The 19605-nt window shown below is 71.9% G+C and carries 18 protein-coding genes; 11 read left to right on the forward strand and 7 right to left on the reverse strand.

What is annotated here, in order from left to right; all coding sequences use genetic code 11:
• Window positions 1-107: 107 nt before the first annotated feature.
• From ACH4N1_RS10995 to galU, 5 genes are all read right to left on the reverse strand, one after another.
• Entirely contained in the window at window positions 108-776 is a 669-nt protein-coding gene (locus ACH4N1_RS10995) for a GNAT family N-acetyltransferase (protein WP_398096674.1), read from the reverse strand.
• Window positions 773-1288, reverse strand: coding sequence for a molybdenum cofactor biosynthesis protein B (locus ACH4N1_RS11000; protein ID WP_398096246.1), 516 nt, complete (start codon window positions 1286-1288; stop codon window positions 773-775). The genes ACH4N1_RS10995 and ACH4N1_RS11000 overlap by 4 nt, the downstream gene beginning before the upstream one ends.
• Window positions 1285-1797 (reverse strand): cyclic pyranopterin monophosphate synthase MoaC, encoded by a 513-nt coding sequence (gene moaC, locus ACH4N1_RS11005; RefSeq protein ID WP_363086626.1) that lies wholly within the window; start codon window positions 1795-1797, stop codon window positions 1285-1287. The genes ACH4N1_RS11000 and moaC overlap by 4 nt, the downstream gene beginning before the upstream one ends.
• A gap of 108 nt (window positions 1798-1905) precedes the next feature.
• A complete protein-coding gene (gene glp / locus ACH4N1_RS11010; RefSeq protein WP_398096247.1) occupies window positions 1906-3228 on the reverse strand; it encodes a gephyrin-like molybdotransferase Glp in 1323 nt (440 codons plus the stop codon).
• Window positions 3225-4136: a UTP--glucose-1-phosphate uridylyltransferase GalU gene (galU, locus tag ACH4N1_RS11015; RefSeq protein ID WP_398096248.1), complete on the reverse strand. Its 912-nt coding sequence runs from the start codon at window positions 4134-4136 to the stop codon at window positions 3225-3227. Before galU ends, glp begins: the two co-directional genes overlap by 4 nt.
• Window positions 4137-4229: 93 nt before the next feature.
• Between galU and ACH4N1_RS11020 the strand changes: the two genes are divergently transcribed.
• The gene (locus tag ACH4N1_RS11020) at window positions 4230-4847 is read left to right on the forward strand and encodes a 5-formyltetrahydrofolate cyclo-ligase (RefSeq protein WP_398096249.1); all 618 of its coding nucleotides are present in this window, start codon (window positions 4230-4232) and stop codon (window positions 4845-4847) included.
• 64 nt (window positions 4848-4911) lie between these two features.
• Here ACH4N1_RS11020 and ACH4N1_RS11025 read toward each other — a convergent pair whose 3' ends face one another.
• A complete protein-coding gene (locus tag ACH4N1_RS11025; RefSeq protein ID WP_398096251.1) occupies window positions 4912-7758 on the reverse strand; it encodes a penicillin acylase family protein in 2847 nt (948 codons plus the stop codon).
• Window positions 7759-7975: 217 nt separating this feature from the next.
• Here ACH4N1_RS11025 and ACH4N1_RS11030 point away from each other — a divergent pair, with 217 nt between their 5' ends.
• From ACH4N1_RS11030 to mscL, 6 genes are all read left to right on the forward strand, one after another.
• A complete protein-coding gene (locus tag ACH4N1_RS11030; protein WP_398096252.1) occupies window positions 7976-9532 on the forward strand; it encodes a potassium/proton antiporter in 1557 nt (518 codons plus the stop codon).
• Between the two features lie 354 nt (window positions 9533-9886).
• Complete coding sequence (locus ACH4N1_RS11035) at window positions 9887-11179, forward strand: MFS transporter (RefSeq protein ID WP_398096253.1); 1293 nt, start codon at window positions 9887-9889, stop codon at window positions 11177-11179.
• A gap of 67 nt (window positions 11180-11246) precedes the next feature.
• The gene (locus tag ACH4N1_RS11040) at window positions 11247-11558 is read left to right on the forward strand and encodes an FmdB family zinc ribbon protein (RefSeq protein ID WP_366057258.1); all 312 of its coding nucleotides are present in this window, start codon (window positions 11247-11249) and stop codon (window positions 11556-11558) included.
• Window positions 11559-11817: 259 nt separating this feature from the next.
• Complete coding sequence (locus ACH4N1_RS11045; protein WP_398096254.1) at window positions 11818-12651, forward strand: S-methyl-5'-thioadenosine phosphorylase; 834 nt, start codon at window positions 11818-11820, stop codon at window positions 12649-12651.
• Between the two features lie 382 nt (window positions 12652-13033).
• On the forward strand, window positions 13034-13606 hold the full coding sequence (locus ACH4N1_RS11050) for an RcpC/CpaB family pilus assembly protein (protein WP_398096256.1): 573 nt from the start codon (window positions 13034-13036) through the stop codon (window positions 13604-13606).
• Between the two features lie 138 nt (window positions 13607-13744).
• On the forward strand, window positions 13745-14221 hold the full coding sequence (gene mscL, locus ACH4N1_RS11055) for a large conductance mechanosensitive channel protein MscL (protein WP_398096258.1): 477 nt from the start codon (window positions 13745-13747) through the stop codon (window positions 14219-14221).
• A gap of 46 nt (window positions 14222-14267) precedes the next feature.
• Here mscL and ACH4N1_RS11060 read toward each other — a convergent pair whose 3' ends face one another.
• Window positions 14268-14450, reverse strand: coding sequence for a hypothetical protein (locus ACH4N1_RS11060; protein WP_398096260.1), 183 nt, complete (start codon window positions 14448-14450; stop codon window positions 14268-14270).
• 214 nt (window positions 14451-14664) lie between these two features.
• On the opposite strand from ACH4N1_RS11060, the gene ACH4N1_RS11065 reads away from it, so the two are divergent.
• The 4 genes from ACH4N1_RS11065 (at window position 14665) to ACH4N1_RS11080 (ending at window position 19587) form a co-directional block, all read left to right on the forward strand.
• Window positions 14665-15954 carry a low temperature requirement protein A gene (locus tag ACH4N1_RS11065; RefSeq protein ID WP_398096261.1) on the forward strand — a complete coding sequence of 430 codons (1290 nt, stop codon included), beginning with the start codon at window positions 14665-14667 and terminating at the stop codon, window positions 15952-15954.
• A 224-nt stretch (window positions 15955-16178) separates the two neighbouring features.
• Window positions 16179-17249 (forward strand): P1 family peptidase, encoded by a 1071-nt coding sequence (locus ACH4N1_RS11070; protein ID WP_398096263.1) that lies wholly within the window; start codon window positions 16179-16181, stop codon window positions 17247-17249.
• Between the two features lie 166 nt (window positions 17250-17415).
• Window positions 17416-18645, forward strand: a complete 1230-nt coding sequence (locus ACH4N1_RS11075) for an Ig-like domain-containing protein (protein WP_398096264.1) — start codon at window positions 17416-17418, stop codon at window positions 18643-18645.
• Window positions 18646-18840: 195 nt separating this feature from the next.
• Window positions 18841-19587: a DUF6227 family protein gene (locus tag ACH4N1_RS11080; RefSeq protein ID WP_398096266.1), complete on the forward strand. Its 747-nt coding sequence runs from the start codon at window positions 18841-18843 to the stop codon at window positions 19585-19587.
• Window positions 19588-19605: the final 18 nt, after the last annotated feature.

The following is a 19605-nucleotide window of genomic DNA, read 5'->3' on the forward strand; positions in this document are numbered from 1 at the left end:
CGGCTGATATTTCGAGCTTTTTTTGCGACCGATCCGATCAACAGGCCACCGGAGCGGTGAATTCAGCGCCCCAGACGGTCACCGGACGGCCATTTTCGAACACTTATTCAATTTCCGGGGTTCGCGGGATTCCCCCGGGTGTTCTGCGGGTCACGGGGCGCGCTTCGCGGACGATTGCGCCGCCAGCGGCTGAGCAGGCCCTCGGGCACCTCCTCGGCCGTGAGCGCGAACACGAGATGGTCGCGCCAGGCCCCGTCGATGTGGAGATAACGCGGCCGCAGACCCTCCTCACGGAATCCGAGTTTCTCCACCACCCGGCGGCTGGGCCCGTTCTCGGGCCGAATGCAGACCTCGACGCGGTGCAGCCCGACCCTGCGGAAACAGTGGTCCACGGCCATCGCCACGGCCGTCGGCATCACCCCGCGGCCGGCCACCGACTCGTCCACCCAGTAGCCGACGTGCCCCGAGCACATGGACCCCCAGGTGATCCCGGCGACCGTCAACTGCCCGACCAGCCGTCCCTGGTACTCGATGACGAACGGCAGCATCCGGCCCGCGTTCGCCTCGGACCGCAGATGGCGGACCATCTGCCGGTAGGTCGGCCGGTGTGTGACCGGCCCGCTCGGCGCGGGCGGCGGGATGGTCGCCTCCCAGGGCCGCAGCCAGTCCCGGTTGCGCCGGTTGACCTCGCGCCAGGCCCGCTGGTCGCGCAGCTTTATCGGCCGCAGGACGATGTCGCCCTCCGTCAGTTCGACGGGCCAGGACGGGCTGTTCAGCTCGCACCCCCGGGGCCGGCGCCGGGTCCGGGGTGGTCACCGCCGCGGAGCTGGTCCACGGCGTGCACCAGCAGGGGCTCCAGGACGGCCAGCCCGTCCCTGACCCCGCCGGTGGAACCCGGCAGATTGACGATCAGTGTGCGTTGCGCCACGCCGGCCAGGCCCCGCGACAGCGACGCGGTGGGCACCTTCTGGCGGCCGTGCGCCCTGATGGCCTCGGCGATGCCCGGCACCTCGTGGTCGATCACCGCGCGGGTGGCCTCGGGGGTGCGGTCGGTGGGCGAGATGCCGGTGCCCCCGGTGGTGACGACCACGTCGTAGCCGGCCGCCACGGCGGCGCGCAGGGCGGCTTCCACCGGGTCTCCGTCGGGCACGACCCGCGGCCCGTCCACGGCGAACCCGAAGCCCGTGAGGCCGTCGGCGATCAGCGGGCCGCCCCGGTCCTCGTAGACACCGGCCGAGGCGCGGTTGGAGGCCGTCACGACCAGCGCGCGGTACGGCGCGGCGCTCACGGCCGGCTCCAGTCGCCCGACTTGCCGCCCGTCTTCTCCTCGACCCGCACGTCCGTGATGACCGCTCCCTTGTCGACCGCCTTCACCATGTCGATCACGGTGAGCGCGGCGACGGAGACCGCGGTGAGGGCCTCCATCTCGACGCCCGTGCGGTCCGTGGTCCGCACCGTGGCGGTGATCTCGACGGCGTCGTCCGCGACCGACAGGTCCAGTTTCACACCGGAGACGGCCAGGGGGTGGCACAGGGGGATGAGGTCGGGCGTGCGCTTGGCGCCCATGATGCCCGCGATCCGGGCGGTGGCCAGCGCGTCCCCCTTGGGCACCCCTTCGCCGCGCAGCAGCTCGACCACGCGGGGCGAGACGACGACGCGCCCGCTGGCCCGCGCCGTCCGCGCCGTCACGTCCTTGCCGGACACGTCGACCATGCGGGCGGCGCCCGCCTCGTCGATGTGCGTCAGTCGGTCCTGCACAGGGGGTCCGGGGGTCTTCCCCCGGGAAGGCACAGTCATGGTGGTGTGGCGCTCCCGCTCCGGGCGTGTTGTGCGCGACACGGTACCCCCATGCGGGGGCCCGCAGCGGACCAGGACCGGCCTGCGGACCCGCGCCCGCGGGTGCGCTCAGCCGAGCAGGACGACCTCGACCTCGGTCCCCGGCTCGACGGACTCCACGTCCTCGGGGACGACGATGAGCGAGTCGGCGTGCGCGAGGGCCGCGACCAGGTGCGAGCCGGCGCCGCCCACCGGGCGCACGGTGCCCTCGGCGCAGGTCGCGCGCAGGAACTGCCGGCGCCCCTTCGGCGAGGACAGCGCCCGGTCCGCGACGAGCTTCGCGCGGGTGGTGGGCCGGTGGACGTCCGCGAGTCCCATGAGGGTGCGGATCGCGGGCCGCACGAACAGCTCGAAGGAGACGTACGACGACACCGGGTTGCCGGGCAGGGCCAGCAGCGGGGTGTGGTCGGGGCCGATGGAGCCGAAGCCCTGGGGCTTGCCGGGCTGCATGGCGAGCTTGCGGAAGTCGATGCCGCTGCCCGCCTCGTCCTCGTCCCCGACGTGCGACAGGGCCTCCTTGACGACGTCGTACGCCCCGACGCTCACGCCGCCGGTGGTGACCACCAGGTCGGCGCGGACCAGTTGGTCCTCGATGGTGGAGCGGAGGGTCTCGGCGTCGTCGGCGACCGCGCCCACCCGGTAGGCGATGGCGCCGGCGTCGCGGGCGGCGGCGGTGAGGGCGAAGCTGTTGGAGTCGTAGATCTGGCCGCCGCGCAGTTCCTCGCCGGGCTGCACGAGTTCGCTGCCCGTGGACAGCACGACCACGCGCGGGCGCGGGCGGACCCGGGCCGTGCCGCGTCCGACGGCGGCGAGCAGGGCGATCTGCGGCGGGCCGAGGACGGTGCCGGCCTCCAGGGCGCGGTCACCGGCCTTCACGTCGCTGCCCTGGGCGCGCACGTGCGCGCGGGCCTCGGCGGAGCGGTGCACGCGGACCTGCCCCGAGGCCTGCTCGGGGGCGAGGCTGCGGGCGCGCATCCCGTCGACCGGTCCCTCGCCGAGGCCCCCGTCGGTCCACTCCACCGGAACGACGGCCTCGGCGCCGGGCGGCAGCGGGGCCCCGGTCATGATCCGGGCGGCCTGTCCCGGCCCGACGTGCAGGAGGTCGGCCTGGCCGGCGGCGACGTCCCCGACGACCTCCAGGACGGCCGGGTACTCCTCGCTCGCGCCGGCGACGTCCGCGACCCGTACCGCGTACCCGTCCATCGAGCTGTTGTCGAAGGGCGGCAGCGAGAGGGGCACTATGACGTCCTCGACCAGGACGCAGCCCTGGGCATCGGGCAGTCGCAGCTCGATGGGTTCCAGGGGGCGGACGGTGGCGAGGATGTCCTCCAGGTGCTCGTCCACCGACCACAGACGGTCCTGTCCGGCGGTGCGGGGCGCGGCGGTGCTCAAGGCTGTTGCATCTCCTCGGTGACGTAACGGCGAAGCCAGGACCGGAAGTCCGGTCCCAGATCCTCACGTTCGCACGCGAGTCTGACAATGGCACGCAGATAGTCGCCGCGGTCGCCCGTGTCATAGCGGCGGCCCTTGAAGACGACGCCGTGCACCGGGCCGCCGGCCTTCTCGTCCTGCGCGAGCTGCTGGAGGGCGTCGGTGAGCTGGATCTCGCCGCCGCGCCCGGGCTCGGTGCGGCGCAGTATGTCGAAGACGGCCGGGTCGAGGACGTAGCGTCCGATGATCGCGTAGTTCGACGGGGCGTCCGCCGGCTCCGGCTTCTCCACCAGGCCGGTCACCTTGACGACGTCGCCGTCCGTGGTGTCCTCCACGGCCGCGCAGCCGTAGAGGTGGATCTGCTCGGGGGCGACCTCCATGAGGGCGACGACGCTGCCGCCGTGCCGCTCCCGCACCTCGATCATCTGCTGGAGCAGCGGGTCGCGGGGGTCGATCAGGTCGTCGCCCAGGAGGACGGCGAAGGGCTCCTGCCCGACGTGCGGGGCCGCGCAGAGCACCGCGTGCCCGAGTCCCCTGGGGTCGCCCTGCCGCACGTAGTGCATGGTCGCCAGGTCGCTGGACTGCTGGACCTTGGCCAGGCGGGCGGCGTCGCCCTTCTTCTGAAGCGCCGACTCCAGTTCGTAGTTGCGGTCGAAGTGGTCCTCGAGCGGGCGCTTGTTGCGCCCGGTGATCATGAGGACGTCGTCGAGACCGGCGGAGACGGCCTCCTCGACCACGTACTGGATCGCGGGCTTGTCCACGACCGGCAGCATCTCCTTGGGAGTGGCCTTGGTCGCCGGCAGGAACCGGGTGCCGAGGCCGGCTGCGGGGATGACAGCCTTGCTGATCCTGGGGTGCGACTGAGTCATGTCGGGAACCTTATCCGGTGGCTATGTGAGGTATCTGTAGCTCCGGTTAATTCATGATCATATGAGCGTACGGGAATCGCGCGGGAGCCACACATGAGCCACACCGAAGGCGGAGCAGAGTCTCACAAACGTATGTTGCGGCGAGAGTTCATCACGGTGAGGAACAGGTTGACGACGGACGACCTGCGGGAAACCGCCACTCTGCTCGCCGCGCGCGCCCTGGAAATCCCGGAGTTGGCCGCCGCGCGGACCGTCGCGGCGTACGTCTCCGTGGGCAGCGAGCCGGGCACGCTCGCGCTGCTGGACGCGCTGCTCGCACGGGGCGTGCGGGTCCTGCTCCCCGCGCTGCTGCCCGACAACGACCTCGACTGGGGCGCCTACACCGGCGAGGGGTCTCTCGCGCGGGTCCGGCACGGCGGAAGGATGACCCTCTTCGAGCCCGCGGGCGAACGGCTGGGACCCGACGCCGTGACGGACGCCGACGTGGTGCTGCTGCCGGGTCTCGCCGTCGACGCGCGCGGCGTGCGCCTGGGCCGCGGCGGCGGATCGTACGACCGCGTGCTGGCGCGGCTGGAACGCGCGGGCGCGGATCCCTCCCTGGTGGTGCTGCTGTACGACGGCGAGGTCGTCGAGCACCTCCGGGAGGAACCGCACGACCGGCCGGTCGACGCCGTGGTGACGCCGTCGGGCGTGCGGCGCCTCACCGGCTGACGGGCGAACGGGAAGGGGCCCTCCACGCGCGCGCGTGGAGGGCCCCTTCCCCTTGTTCACCGGTTCACGGCTTCAGCACGAGGGTGTCGGTCGTGCTGTCGTCGACCGCCTTGGCCTTGAACGACCAGTCGAGCAGCTCGCCCTTGGCCCACTTGTCCGTCTGGTCGGTGTAGTGGGCGCTGAAGACGTGCCCGGAGGCGCCGGTGAGGTTGATCCACTTCGACTTGTCGAGGTCGTCGAGGTTGACCACCATCCGCATCGACGGCACCCACACGACGTCGTAGCCGCCCGCGGCGTTCCAGCCGGTCGCGTCCACCGCCGCCTCGCCGCCGCCGAGCTTCCACGGACCGCGGTTGAGGAGGTACTGGAGGAAGCCGGGGCCGCTGGTGCCCAGGGTCTGGTTCTTCAGGAACAGGCGGTGCAGCCGGCCCCAGCTCCAGGAGTCGATGTCCTTGCCGAGCTTGGCGGTCAGCTCCCAGCGGGCGTCGATCATGGCGCGCTCGAACAGCGCGTCACGGTCCTTCTCGGCACCGGGGCGGGTGCCCACCTCGGGCGTCGTCCACCAGTCGCTGTCGGGCTTCTCCATGAGGTTGCGCACGACCTCGAACCAGCGGTCGCCGCCGTCCGGCTGCGCCTGGTCGCCGTCGCGCTGCCCGCACTCGCGGACCTTGTCCTTGTCGTCGACCGGACCGGTGGTGTCGACCGGGTCGACCCACAGGCACTGGCCCTCGACCCGCAGTTCCTTGGGCAGCTTGTGGCCGAAGGCCAGCTTGAGGACGTTGCGCCACACCGCGTTGAAGTAGGCGGCCGCGGCGGAGTCGGCGTCCTGCGTGCGGTCCCAGCCCTGGAGCAGGTCCTGCGCCTCACGGACGTCCGGGTCGTCCAGGTTGATCTTCAGCAGCGTCGGCACCAGCATGTTCGCGATCTCGCTGGTGTTGTCCGTCTGCATCTGGCGCATGTCGTCGGTGGAGACCTTGCCGCCGCCCTTGATCTTCTGCTTGATCAGGTTGGTGATCCGCTGGCTGCGGGTGCCGTAGCCCCAGTCCGTGGTGAGCGTGTAGGGGTACTTCTCCGGGTCGACCACGGCCTGGTTGGCGGTGACGATGTAGCCGCGCTCCGGGTTGTACTCGTAGGGCAGCTCGTCGAAGTCCAGGTAGTCGTCGCCCCACTTGTCCTTCGACTCCCAGCCCAGGGTCGGGACCGAGCCGTCGAGCCCCTTGGCGCGCGTGGGGATCTTTCCGGGCAACTGGTAGCCGATGTTGTCCTTGGTGTCGGCGTAGACGAGGTTCTGCGAGGGCACGTCGAACTTCTCGGCCGCCTTGCGGAAGCCGTCCCAGTCGGCCGCCTTGTTCATGGCGAACACCGCGTCCATGGTGTTGCCAGGCTCCAGCGCCGTCCACTTCAGGGCGACCGCGTAGCCGTTGCCGCGGTCGGGGGCGCCGTCGTCGACGGTGGCCTTCCTGCCGACCTTGACCAGTTCGTCGCTGCGGTCGGACAACAGGGGCATCTTGTCGGCGGTCTGCCGGACGACGATCTTCTTCGCGGCGCCGCCGGCGACCTTGATGGTCTCCTCGCGCGTGAGGAAGGGCTTGACCTTGCCGTCGTAGAGGTAGCCGTCGCCGGACAGCTTCTCCAGGTAGAGGTCGGTGACGTCGACGCCGGAGTTGGTCATGCCCCAGGCGATGTCCGCGTTGTGGCCGATTATCACGCCGGGCATGCCCGCGAAGGTGTAGCCGGAGACGTCGTACTGGCACGCGGCGGAGACTTTGCGGCAGTGCAGGCCCATCTGGTACCAGACGGACGGCAGCGAGGCCGACAGGTGCGGGTCGTTGGCCAGCAGCGGCTTGCCGGTGATGGTGTGCTCGCCGGCGACGACCCAGGAGTTGGAGCCGATGCCGTTGCCGTTCACGCCGACCGCCGTGGGCAGGTCGTCCAGGACGTCGTAGAGGCCCGCGAGCTGGCTCTCCAGGGCCGAGCCGGACGAGCCGGTGCCGGTGCCGGTGCCGGAGGAGGTGCCGGTGCCGGTGCCGCCGGTCGTGCCGTCCGCGGAGGAGCCGTCCGCGGAGGAGCCGGAGTCACCCGAGTCACCGGAGCCGTCCGAACCGCCGGAGCCGCCGGAGCCGCTCTGCTCGAACGTCTCGGACAGCTCGTCGTACTGGCCCTCCTGGACGATCGGCTTGTTGCGGTCGTACGGGTACTGCGGGTACAGGTCGATGATCTGCTGCGGGCCGAGGCGGCTGGTCAGCAGGGCGCGGTCGATCTCGTCCTGCATGTTGCCGCGCAGGTCCCAGGCCATCGCCTTCAGCCAGGAGACCGAGTCGACGGGCGTCCACTCGGCGGGCTTGTAGTCGTTGGTGAACCCGAGCGCCGCGTACTCCAGCGAGATGTCCTCGCCGTCCTTGCCCCGGAGGTAGGCGTTGACGCCCTTCGCGTACGCCTGAAGGTACTTCTTGGTGTCGGCCGAGAGCTCCTTCTCGTACTCCTGCTCGGCGATCCGGTCCCAGCCGAGGGTGCGCAGGAACTCGTCGTTGTCGACCTGGCTCTTGCCGAACATCTCCGACAGGCGGCCGGACGTCATGTGCCGGCGCACGTCCATCTCGTAGAACCGGTCCTGCGCCTGGACGAATCCCTGCGCCATGAACAGGTCCTCGTCGGAGGACGCGTAGATCTGCGGGATGCCGTAGCCGTCCCGCTTCACGTCCACCGGCCCGGACAGGCCGTCGAGCGTGATCGAACCCTTGGTCTGCGGGAAGGAGGCGCGGACGGTACTGATGGACCAGTAACCGCCGTACGCGACGCCTCCGATGAGGGCCAGAACCAGGACGAGGACGATAAGTCGGGCTTTGCGCCCCTTCTTCCTGCCGGACTTGGCGGGCTTGTCACCCGTTGTGGCGGTGGTGTTGGGGGGCATCGCTGTCCTTGCTGTCCTAACGCGAGCGGCAGGTCGGGCCATGACTGTGAATGAGCGCTGGAGCAACCATAGGCGCAGGGGTCCGCGCCACTTGACGCGGAGTCGGTAACCGGCGCGCAAGGACGTTCGATCTCCGGACGGCGAGCGTCAAGAAATCGTCAAGAGTTAGGTAAGGTAACGAAGTAATCGGGTCCGTGACGCCACCGCGTCGTGTCCGATGTACGTGTGCGTCCCGCGCGCGAGACGCGCGGACCAGCGAAGGGAACCGCCGCTGACTGTCCACCACCTCAACCAGCTCCTGCTCGTCTGCTCGCTCGTCCTGCTCGTCGCCGTCGCAGCGGTCCGGATCTCCTCGCGCAGCGGGCTCCCCAGCCTGCTCGTGTACCTCGGCATCGGCGTCCTCATGGGCCAGGACGGCATCGGCGACATCCACTTCGACAACGCCGAGATGACCCAGGTCATCGGCTACGCGGCCCTGGTCGTGATCCTGGCCGAGGGCGGCCTCGGCACGAAGTGGAAGGAGATCCGGCCGGCCCTGCCCGCCTCCTCCGTACTGGCGCTGGCCGGGGTCGCGGTGAGCGTCGGCGTCACCGCCTCGGCCGCCCACCACCTCGTCGGGCTGGAGTGGCGGCAGGCGCTCATCATCGGCGCGGTGGTGTCCTCCACGGACGCGGCGGCGGTCTTCTCCGTGCTGCGCAGGATCCCGCTCCCCGCGCGCGTGACGGGCACCCTGGAGGCCGAGTCCGGCTTCAACGACGCCCCGGTCGTCATCCTGGTCGTCGCCTTCTCGACCGTCGGCCCCGTCGAGCACTGGTACGTGCTGCTGGGCGAGATAGCGCTGGAGCTGGTCATCGGCGCCGCCGTCGGCCTCGCGGTCGGCTGGCTGGGCTCGTGGGGGCTGCGGCACGTGGCCCTGCCCGCCTCCGGCCTCTACCCGATCGCCGTCATGGCGATCGCGGTCACGGCGTACGCGGCGGGCGCCCTGGCGCACGGCAGCGGCTTCCTCGGCGTGTACCTGGCGTCCATGGTCATGGGCAACGCGAAGCTCCCGCACTGGCCCGCCACCCGCGGCTTCGCCGACGGACTCGGCTGGATCGCCCAGATCGGCATGTTCGTCCTGCTCGGCCTGCTGGTGACCCCGCACGAACTGGGCGACGACGTGGTGCCGGCGCTCGTCATCGGCCTGGTGCTGACCATGGTGGCGCGCCCGCTGAGCGTCGTGCTCTGCCTGACGCCGTTCCGCGTGCCCTGGCAGGAGCAGACGCTCATGTCCTGGGCCGGACTGCGCGGCGCGGTCCCCATCATCCTGGCGACGATCCCCATGGTGAGCGGCATCGAGGGCAGTCGCCGGATCTTCAACATCGTCTTCGTCCTGGTCGTCGTCTACACCCTGATCCAGGGGCCGACGCTGCCCTGGCTGGCGCGCAAGCTGCGGCTGGGCGAGGACTCCGAGGCCGCCGACCTCGGCATCGAGTCGGCGCCGCTGGAGCGGCTGCGCGGGCACCTGCTGTCGGTGGCGATCCCCGAGGGCTCCAGGATGCACGGCGTCGAGGTCAACGAGCTGCGGCTGCCCGCCGGGGCGGCCGTCACCCTCGTCGTGCGCGAGGGCACCTCCTTCGTGCCGCTGCCGACGACGGTGCTGCGGCGCGGCGACGAGCTCCTGGTCGTGGCCACCGACCCGGTCCGGGACGCGGCCGAGCGGCGGCTGCGCGCCGTGGGCCGCGGCGGCAAACTGGCCGACTGGCTGGGCACGGACGGCGCGGACACCCGGTGAGGGCGCGTTCCGGCGGCGAGGACGGGTCCCGGGGTGAGGACGCGTTCCGGGGTGAGGACGCGTCCCGGCGCGCGTTAAGTGCAGGTTTCGTACCGTTCACACCCCCTTCATTCGGAGGTACGGCCGCTCATGGTGCTCACTTTCACAGGTGCGGCGGACAGTGATCCCTGTACGATGAAGGCACACCTTGATCGAACCAACTCTGCCTGACGCAGAGCTGGCGCGACCGTATGGCGGCCGGAACACCTCCCGAATGGGCACCGGTATCTACCGCAGTGCGCGCAAGAGGACAGCTCTCGGCGCCGCCCGGACACACGAGGGGTCGCGCTACCAGGCGGCAGAAAGGCACGGGCCGTGGCATCCACGGTCACCTCCGAGCCGTCGAAGGACTCGTCGGCCGCGCCCCGCCCGGGGTACGGGCAGCTGCTGCGCACCCGCGGCGCCTGGACGTTCCTGCTGCCCGGTTTCGCCGCGCGGCAGCCGTTCGCGATGCTCACCATCTCCATCGTGCTGCTCGTGCAGCACACCACCGGCTCCTACGGCGCGGCGGGCGCCGCCGCGGCCGTCACCGGTGTCTCCATGGCGCTGTGCGCGCCCTTCACCGGCCGTCTCGCCGACCGTCACGGCCAGCGCGCCGTGCTGGTCCCCGGCGTCCTGGTGCACGCGGCCTCGGGGCTGGCCCTGACGACGCTGGCGCTGGCCCACGCCCCGCTGTGGGCGCTGTTCGCGGCGGCCGTGCCCACCGGCGCCTCGGTCCCGCAGGTCGGCCCGATGGTGCGGGCCCGCTGGGGCGCGAAGCTGAAGGGCTCGCCCCTGATGACCACGGCGGCCGCCTTCGAGTCCGTCACGGACGAACTCACCTTCGTGGTCGGCCCGCTCCTGGCGACCGCCCTGTGCACCGCCGTGAACCCGGCCGCCGGACTGGTGGCGGAGGCCTCGCTGACCCTGTTCGGCGGTCTGCTGTTCGCCGCGCGGAAGGGCACCCAGCCGCCGGTCGCCGTCGACGGGCACGCGCGCGTGGAACACGCCTCCGCCCTGCGGATCCCCGGGGTGCGCGTGCTGATCGCGGCCTTCCTCGGCATCGGTTCGGTCTTCGGCGGCATGCAGGTCTCGCTGGCCGCGTTCACCGAGTCGATCGGCGAGCCCGGCCTGAACGGCGTCCTGTACGGCACCTTCGCCGCCGGCAACATGATCTCCGGCCTGGTCTGCGGCGCCGTCGCCTGGAAGGCGGCCCCGCAGCGCCGTCTGGTCGTCGGGTACGCGGCGCTGGCCCTGACGGCCTCCGGCCTGTGGGCGGCGCACTCCGTGCCGCTGCTGGCCGGCCTCGGCCTCCTGGTCGGCATGTGCATCGCACCCGCGCTGATCACCGGCTACACGCTGGTCGAGGGCCTGGTCCCGGCGGGCGCGCGCACCGAGGCGTTCACCTGGCTCACCGGCGCGGTGGCGCTCGGCCAGGCGGCGGCCGTCACCGCCGCCGGTCAGCTGGAGGACCGCTTCTGGGGCGGCGCGGGTTTCCTGGTGCCGCTGGCCGGTACGGTCCTGGCCCTGGGGACTCTGCTGGCACTGCGTTCGCGGCTGGTGGCGCGCCCGCGGGGACGTACCGTCGCACGTGGCGTCGGTCACCGCTCGCCGGTCACAGTGGACTGATCCCGGGGAATGCGTCAGTATGGACCGTCGTTAGCACTCATTGAGTGAGAGTGCCAGGAGGAAGACAGTGCCGACCTACCAGTACCAGTGCACCGAGTGTGGCGAGGGCCTCGAGGCGGTGCAGAAGTTCACCGACGACGCCCTGACCGAGTGCCCCAACTGCGGTGGCCGCCTCAAGAAGGTGTTCTCCGCCGTCGGCATCGTCTTCAAGGGCTCCGGCTTCTACCGGAACGACAGCCGCGGCTCCTCGTCGAGCAGCTCGCCGGCGTCCTCGACCTCCAAGTCGTCGACGTCCTCGGCGTCCTCGACCGCTTCGTCGTCCTCCTCGGACTCGAAGCCGGCCGGCTCCGGCACCTCGGCGGGCACCTCCGCCGCGTAAGACCCCCTTCCGGGACCCTGCCGTCGTACGACGGTGGGGCCCTCGGTGTTTCCGTGTCATCGGCCGGTCGGGCCGGGTGGTCGGCCAGCGGGTCCGGGTGGTCGGCCGGTCCGGGGAGCGGCCGGCCGGTCCGGGGAGCGGCCGGTCGGTCCGGGGAGCGGCCGGTCGGCGGGCGGGGCGGCCGGTCGGTGGCGCGGGGAGCCGCCGGGATTCCGGAGTCGGATCCGGGGCGTCGGCGGCGCCCGCTACTGTGCTGGTCATGGCGAACGCAGAGATCGGTGTAATCGGCGGCTCGGGCTTCTACTCGTTCCTGGACGACGTGACCGAGATCCAGGTGGACACCCCCTACGGGCCGCCCAGCGACTCCCTCTTCCTCGGTGACGTCGCCGGCCGACGGGTCGCCTTCCTGCCCCGGCACGGCCGCGGTCACCATCTGCCGCCCCACCGGATCAACTACCGGGCCAACCTGTGGGCGCTGCGCTCGGTCGGCGTGCGCCAGGTCCTCGGCCCGTGCGCGGTGGGCGGTCTGCGCGCCGAGTACGGCCCCGGGACGCTGCTGGTGCCGGACCAGCTGGTCGACCGGACGAAGTCGAGGCCGGGCACCTACTTCGACGGACTGCCGCTGCCCGACGGCTCGGTGCCCAACGTGGTGCACGTGTCCCTGGCCGACCCCTACTGCCCCACCGGCCGCTCGGCCGCGCTGAAGGCGGCGCGCGGGCGGGAGTGGGAGCCGGTGGACGGCGGAACGCTCGTCGTGATCGAGGGGCCCCGCTTCTCCACCCGCGCGGAATCGTTGTGGCACCAGGCGCAGGGCTGGTCGGTGGTGGGCATGACGGGCCACCCCGAGGCGGCTCTCGCCCGTGAACTGGAACTCTGCTACACGTCGTTGACGCTGGTCACGGACCTGGACGCGGGGGCCGAGACGGGTGAGGGCGTCTCCCACGAGGAGGTGCTGCAGGTGTTCGCGGCCAACGTGGACCGGCTGCGGGGCGTCCTGTTCGACGCGGTGGCCGCGCTGCCCACCGCCGAGGAGCGGAACTGTCTGTGCGTGAACGCGCTGGGCGGGCTGAATCCGGGGTTCGAGCTGCCGTAGGGGGCGGGATCCCTGGGCGCCCGGAGGATCCCTGGGCGCCGCGGGCTTGGGCGCGGGGCTTCTGGGCGCCGCGGGCTTGGGCGCGGGGACCCTGGGCGCCGGGGGTGGAACTCATCGTTCGGGTGAGGGAGTTGTCCACAGTCGGGCGGTGATCCACCGGCTCGGGCGGGCGGCGACGGCAGGGCCCATCGTGGACGGGCAGGCTCGTCCGTCGTCGCTGGTGGTGATCCCGTTGTCCTTTCGTGCGCCTTCCCCTTCCCCTTCCCTTTCCCCTGTCTCTGCTCCTCCCTCTGTCTCCGCTTCTCTTCCCGCCCCTCCTTCTCTCGGCGTACCTCCGTCTCCGTCCCTGCCCCCGTCCCTGCCCGTGCCTCCTGCGTGCGAGGTGCCGCAGTTCGCTCCGGTGCGGGTGCGGGGCGGGCTGCACCGGCTGCGCCTGCTGGTACGGACCCGGAGGCGGGCTCTCGCGGTCGGCCTCGCCGTCACGGCCGCCGCACTCGTGGCGGCGGGCCCGCGCGACGGCGACACGGCTCGCGGGCACCCGGGCGGAGGCTCCCACGCGGGCGGGGGCTCTCACGTCCGCGCGCAGTCGTCGGCGCGCGCCCCTGCCGAGGACCGTCGTACCGCTGGAAGGGTGCGGGCGCCGGTGCGGATCGCCGACGCGGCGACCGTCCGGCTGCTGCGCCCCGGTGACCGGGTGGACGTCATCGCCGTCGACCCCGCCGAGCGGCCCGCCGTGCGGGACGGCGAGGCCCGGGTGGTCGCGCGCGGTGCGCTCGTGACGAGGGTGCCGGAGCCGCCGGCCGGCTCGGGCGACGGCTCCGACCGGGGTGCCGACCTCGGCGTCGAGGGGAGCGGTGACGACGGTGCGCTGGTCGTGCTGTCCGTGCCCCGGTCCACCGCGGCCCGCCTCGCGGGTGCGAGTGCCACGGCCCGGCTGGCGGTGACCTTGTGGTGAGTCTCACCGTCCGCCCCGGAAGGGTTCTGCCGTCGAGCCCCTCATCGGTGTCACCCAACTGGACACGCCCGCATCTGGGTGACGTAGGTTGCGGAGCTGTTTGTTCCACAACCTGTACATGTGAGGAGCGTCACCCAGGTGAGCGAAAAGACGAGCGTCTTGCAGGGCTTCAAGGCCTTCCTGATGCGCGGGAACGTCGTCGATCTGGCAGTGGCCGTGGTGATCGGCGCGGCCTTCACCAACATCGTCAACTCGGTGGTGAAGGGGGTCATCAACCCGCTGGTCGGGGCCGTCGGGACCAAGAACCTGGACAGTTACAGCTCCTGCCTCAAGGGCCCCTGCACCGGCACCGGCGACACCGCGACGGGGGTCCGGATCCTCTGGGGCTCCGTGCTCGGCGCGACGCTGACCTTCGTGATCACGGCGGCCGTCGTCTACTTCCTGATGGTCCTGCCGATGTCGAAGTACCTGGCGAGGATGGAGGCCCGCCGGAAGGCCAAGGAGGGCACGCGCGAGATCATCGAGGTCACCGAGCTGGAGGTGCTCAAGGAGATCCGCGACGCCCTGGTCGCCCAGCGCGGCTCCGGGCCCGGCGAGGGGCAGCGACAGCTGTAGCGGTCCTGTGCGGGGAGCCGCGGGCGGCGGTCCGGGCCCGCCCGGTTCAGATGTGGTGGGGCGGCTTCTCGTCGAGGAAGCGCTTGAGGTCGGCCGCGCTGTCGGAGGCGGATCCGGGCCGCTCGCCCCACCCGTGGTCCGTGTCGTCCGAGGACTGCCGGTCCAGCGGGTCGTCGAAGATCAGCGCGGCCCTGGGCTCGCGCGGCTCGGGGGCGGCGGGAGTGCTCATGCCTCCAGGGTACGGCGCCGGGCGCGGGCCGGAACGAGGACCGGGACGAGTGCCGGGACGCGGGCCGGGGTCGGTCGCGGGCCGCCCCCGGGTCCGCATCCACCGGACCCTGCGGAGCCCCTCTGAGCTGGGTCTTCAGGTGCGGCCGCCCCGGCCTCCCGGCCGTGCACTCCTCGGCAAGATTTTCCCTGGTTTATCTGCTGTGCTGGGGTCCATGACGTCCAGTCCCCTTCCCTCGTCGTCCTCGTCGTCCCCGTCCTCTCCCTCGTCCTCTTCCTCCCCGGCACCCTCTTCCTCCCCCGGTGTGCCGGCCCACGCCAAGCCGGTGCGCAGGCTCACCGCTCGCGGACGGGGCGAGGCCCACCGCGTCGCCTCCCCGCTCGAGCTGTTCTTCGACCTCTGTTTCGTCGTGGCCATCGCCCAGGCGGGCGTCCAGCTGGTGCACGCCGTCGCGGAGTCCCACGCGGGCGAGGGCATCCTCAACTACGCGATGGTCTTCTTCGCCATCTGGTGGGCCTGGATGAACTTCACCTGGTTCGCCTCGGCGTACGACAACGACGACGTCCTGTACCGGGTCGTCACCCTCATACAGATCGCCGGTGTCCTGATCCTGGCCGCCGGGGTGTCGCGGGCGTTCGAGGACCACGACTGGCTGGCCGTCGTGGTGGGCTACCTGGTCATGCGGCTCGCCCTGACCACGCAGTGGCTGCGCGTCGCCCTGTCGAGCGAGGGCCCGGAGAGAGCGATGGCCCTGCGGTACGCCGTCGGTGTGGCGCTCTGCCAGATCGGCTGGCTGGGGCTGCTGTTCCTGCCCGAGGGCGGCAGACCCTGGCTGTTCCTGGTGATGGCGCTGCTGGAGATGAGCGTTCCGGTCTACGCGGAGAAGGACCACCCGACCTCCTGGCACCCGCACCACATCGCCGAGCGCTACGGGCTGTTCACGATCATCGTGCTCGGCGAGACGATCGCCGCGGCCACAATCGCCGTGAAGGTCGGCATCGACGAGAACGACGCGCTCGACGAACTGCTCCCGATCGCCGCGGGCGGCCTGCTCATCATCTTCTCCGCCTGGTGGATCTACTTCGTGGTGCCCATCCACGGCCGGCTGCGCTCCAGCAAGGAGGCCTTCCGGTGGGGCTACGGCCACTACGTCGTCTTCGCCTCGGCCGCCGCGATCGGCGCCGGCCTGGAGGTGGCGGTCGAGCAGGCGGTCGGCGAGGCGCACCTGTCGACGCTCGCCGCGTCGGCGGCGGTGACCCTGCCGACGGCGCTGTACCTGCTGACCGTCTGGGCGCTGCACTCCCGCCACTTCAAGGTGGGCCTCGCCCAGCAGATGGTGCTGCCGGTCGCCGCGCTGCTGGTGATCTGCTGCACCTTCCTCGGTGACCGCGCGGTCCTCGCGGCGGGCCTGGTGTGCGCGCTGTCGGTGGTCGTCGGGACGACGCTGACGGCCCGCATGACCGTGCGCGAGGGCGCACCGCGGGGCGCCGGGGAGGTGGTGTGAGGGGAACCGTGTGACGGTGGCGGTGACGACGTCCCCTTCACGGCCGCCGTGCGGAACGGGACGCCGCGGCGTGGGACGGCCGGGCGGCGCGACGTGGCGGAGCAGGAGCCGGAACACGATCAGGAGCCCGAGCCCGAGCGGGAGCCGGAGCGGGAGCCGGAGCCGGAGCCGGAGCCGGAGCGGGACGCCGCGGCGTGGGACGGCGGCGCGCGAGACTGGGCGGTATGACAGTTGACGCTCTGACAGCCGGTGGTCTGACCGATGTCGCGGGGATCCACGTGGGGCATGCCGGCCGTACCGGTGACGGCTGGCTGACCGGCACCACGGTCGTCCTCGCACCGGAGGGCGGGGCCGTGGCCGCCGTGGACGTGCGTGGCGGTGGTCCCGGCACCAAGGAGACCGACGCCCTGGATCCGCGCAATGTGGTGCAGCGTGTGGACGCGATCGTGCTGACCGGCGGCAGCGCCTACGGACTCGACGCGGCGTCCGGGGTGATGGCCTGGCTGGAGGAGCGGGGCCGCGGGGTGCCGGTCGGCACGGACCCCGCGCACGTCGTACCGGTGGTGCCCGCCGCGTGCGTCTTCGACCTGGGGCGCGGCGGCGACTTCCGGGCCCGGCCGGACGCCGCGCTGGGCCGGGCCGCGGTGGAGGACGCCGCGGCGAGCGGGCCCGGCGCCCGGGTGCCGGAGGGCTGTGTGGGCGCCGGGACGGGGGCCGCGGTCGGGCCGATGAAGGGCGGCGTCGGCACCGCCGCCATCGTGCTCGACTCGGGCGTCACGGTGGCCGCGCTGGTGGTCGCCAACGCGGCGGGCTCGGTCACGGACCCGGAAACGGGCGTGCTGTACGGGGAGTTGTTCCAGGGGCGGGTGCGGTATCCGGAGACGCGGGTGCACGAGTCCGCGCGCCGGCGCCTGGCGGAGAGCGCCGCGACGAGCGCGCCCCCGCCGCTGAACACGACCCTCGCGGTGGTCGCGACCGACGCGGACCTCACGAAGGCGCAGGCGCAGAAGCTGGCGGGCACGGCGCACGACGGCATCGCCCGCGCCGTGCGGCCGGTGCATCTGCTGCACGACGGGGACACGGTCTTCGCGCTGGCGACCGGCACGCGTCCGCTGGGCACCGGCCCTGCCGGCACCGCGCATCCGCTCGCCCTGAACGACGTCCTGGCGGCGGGCGCGGACATGGTGACGCGGGCGATCGTGCGTGCCGTGCGCGCCGCGGAGTCGGTGACGGCGGCCGGCGGGACGTGGCCGTCGTACGGCGAGCTGTACGGGGAGCCGTACGGAAAACGGTAGGGCCGGCGGAAGGGACCCGCGGATCGTCACGGCGCGGGGGTCATTGTCCCGGTTCTGTCACGCGGCGGCCTCAGGGGCGGACGACGGGAACCCCGGCGGCCGTGGTGGTCCTCTTCACCGGCGTACTGGAGCGGAACACGCACATCACACGAAGCTGGAGCAGACCGTGACAACGCCGAACAGAACAGCGCGGCGCACACTGGGGGCCTGTGCCGCCCTGGTGGTCGGCGCCCTCACCCTGACCGCCTGCGGCGGCAGCGCCAACGCCGAGGACGACAACGGCGGGGGAGGCAAGGACTCCTCCGGTACGGCCACCGCGAAGATCACCATCTCGGCCGAGGACGGTTCGACGGGGGCGTCGATCAACAGCACCGGCGTGAAGGTGAGCGACGGCCGGCTGACCACCGTGAGGATGACGGTGGCCGGGACGCGGCAGGTCGTGGCGGGTTCACTGGCGGCGGACGGCAGCAGCTGGAAGCCGAAGGAGCAGCTGGAGCGCGGCACGAAGTACGAGATAGCGGCGACCGCGAAGGGCGCGAACGGCCGGACGGTGGCGGCCGACTCGGCCTTCACCACGGTGTCCCCGGCCGACAGCTTCGTCGGGACGTACACCCCGGACGACGGCACGACGGTGGGGGTGGGGATGCCGGTGTCCTTCACCTTCGACAAGGCCATCGACGACAAGAAGGCCGTGCAGTCGCACATCACGGTCTCGTCGAGCAGCGGCCAGCAGGTGGTCGGGCACTGGTTCGGGTCGCAGCGGCTCGACTTCCGGCCGCAGGAGTACTGGAAGGCCGGCTCCAAGGTCACGATGAAGATCGACCTGGACGGCGTGCAGGGCGCCGACGGCGTCCACGGCGTGCAGAAGAAGACGGTCACCTTCACCATCGGGCGCTCGCAGGTCTCCACGGTCGACGTCGGTACCCAGACCATGTCGGTGGTGCGGGACGGGACGACGCTGAAGACGGTCCCGATCTCCTCGGGCAGCGCCGAGCACACGACGTACAACGGCCAGATGGTGATCACGGAGAAGTTCACGCAGACGCGGATGAACAGCCGGACGGTCGGCCTGGGCGGGGAGTACGACATCCCGGACGTGCCGCACGCGATGCGTCTGACGCAGTCCGGGACCTTCATCCACGGCAACTACTGGTACGACAAGGGCAATCCGCCCTTCGGCCGGGAGGGCACCAGCCACGGCTGCGTCGGGCTCGCGGACGTGCGGGGCGCGCAGGGCGACACCCCCGCCAAGTGGCTCTACGACAACTCCCTCGTCGGTGACGTGGTGATCGTCAAGAACTCCCCCGACAAGACGGTCGCCCCGGACAACGGCCTCAACGGGTGGAACCTGGCGTGGAGCGAGTGGATCGCGGGAAGCGCGGGGAGCACGGCCTGACGGTCGGAGGCCCCCGTTACGGTGGGAGGGGCCTCCGACCGGCGGTTCCTGACGGAACATCGGGCCGCGCGGGAACTTCTCGCGCGGCTTCCGCGTTTTCCCGGCGTACGTTTTCTCGGTTCCCGGACATGATGTCCGACCGAGGGGCTACGGTATGCACCCACAAGGTGACATGCAGCAACGCCGGGAGAAACCTTGAGCGTTCCGTACGAGACGGCAGCGCACGAAGCAGCCGAGTCGCCCGAGACTCCGGAGGAGCACCTCGCGCGGCTCCTCGGTCGCGCCCTGAACTCCTTCGAACTGCCCGACGAGTGCGTCAGACGGCTGGACTGCGCCCTGGCGCACGACAGCTCGCTGCACTCCGCGCACCACAGCGCGGGTCTGCACCGGGAGACGTACCGGCACACCTGGCTGCTGTCGGACGGCTCCGCGCTCACCCTGTGGGAGCTGGTCCACAACCCCACCCCCGGCAGCGAACCGCAGCACGAGGTGTACGTCGACGAGGAGGAGCTGCGGGCCGCCACGACGCGGCTGCCGCTCCCGGCGGACGCGCCGGACTTCGAACTGCCGGTGCTGGTCCAGCTGGCGCCGGTCCCCGCCCCCCGGCATGTGTACGTGCCGGACGACTCGGCCGATCACGCGCGCCGGCTGCTGCGCCGCGCGGAGAACGCGGACCGGCCGGGCGCCGACACGGCCGCGCTGCTGCGGTCGGCCTTCGCGCACCAGATCACCCAGGCGTTCGGCCGGCCCTGCCGCGCGGGGCGCATCGGCCTCGGTTTCGCGTTGTACGAGCACGCATTTCTGCTCCGTGACGGCCGGGAGGTCTCCCTCTGGGAGGTCGAGCACACGGCCACACCCGACGGGCGGCACATGTGCGAGGTGTATCCCACCGAGGACGCGGCCCGCGAGGCGATGGAGCGGCGGGCGGCACAGGTCTCCTGAGCCGGGCCCGCCCCGCCG

This window comes from Streptomyces sp. NPDC017202 (assembly GCF_044331705.1).
Classification (GTDB): domain Bacteria; phylum Actinomycetota; class Actinomycetes; order Streptomycetales; family Streptomycetaceae; genus Streptomyces.

Excerpts from the sequence above, each read along its gene's own strand:
- ACH4N1_RS11065 (WP_398096261.1), top strand. The coding sequence starts at position 14,665 with ATGACGTCCAGTCCCCTTCCCTCGTCGTCCTCGTCGTCCCCGTCCTCT.
- ACH4N1_RS11060 (WP_398096260.1), bottom strand. The coding sequence starts at position 14,450 with ATGAGCACTCCCGCCGCCCCCGAGCCGCGCGAGCCCAGGGCCGCGCTG.
- ACH4N1_RS11070 (WP_398096263.1), top strand. The coding sequence starts at position 16,179 with ATGACAGTTGACGCTCTGACAGCCGGTGGTCTGACCGATGTCGCGGGG.
- ACH4N1_RS11030 (WP_398096252.1), top strand. The coding sequence starts at position 7,976 with ATGTACGTGTGCGTCCCGCGCGCGAGACGCGCGGACCAGCGAAGGGAA.
- ACH4N1_RS11020 (WP_398096249.1), top strand. The coding sequence starts at position 4,230 with ATGAGCCACACCGAAGGCGGAGCAGAGTCTCACAAACGTATGTTGCGG.
- ACH4N1_RS11045 (WP_398096254.1), top strand. The coding sequence starts at position 11,818 with ATGGCGAACGCAGAGATCGGTGTAATCGGCGGCTCGGGCTTCTACTCG.
- ACH4N1_RS11025 (WP_398096251.1), bottom strand. The coding sequence starts at position 7,758 with ATGCCCCCCAACACCACCGCCACAACGGGTGACAAGCCCGCCAAGTCC.
- galU (WP_398096248.1), bottom strand. The coding sequence starts at position 4,136 with ATGACTCAGTCGCACCCCAGGATCAGCAAGGCTGTCATCCCCGCAGCC.
- moaC (WP_363086626.1), bottom strand. The coding sequence starts at position 1,797 with ATGACTGTGCCTTCCCGGGGGAAGACCCCCGGACCCCCTGTGCAGGAC.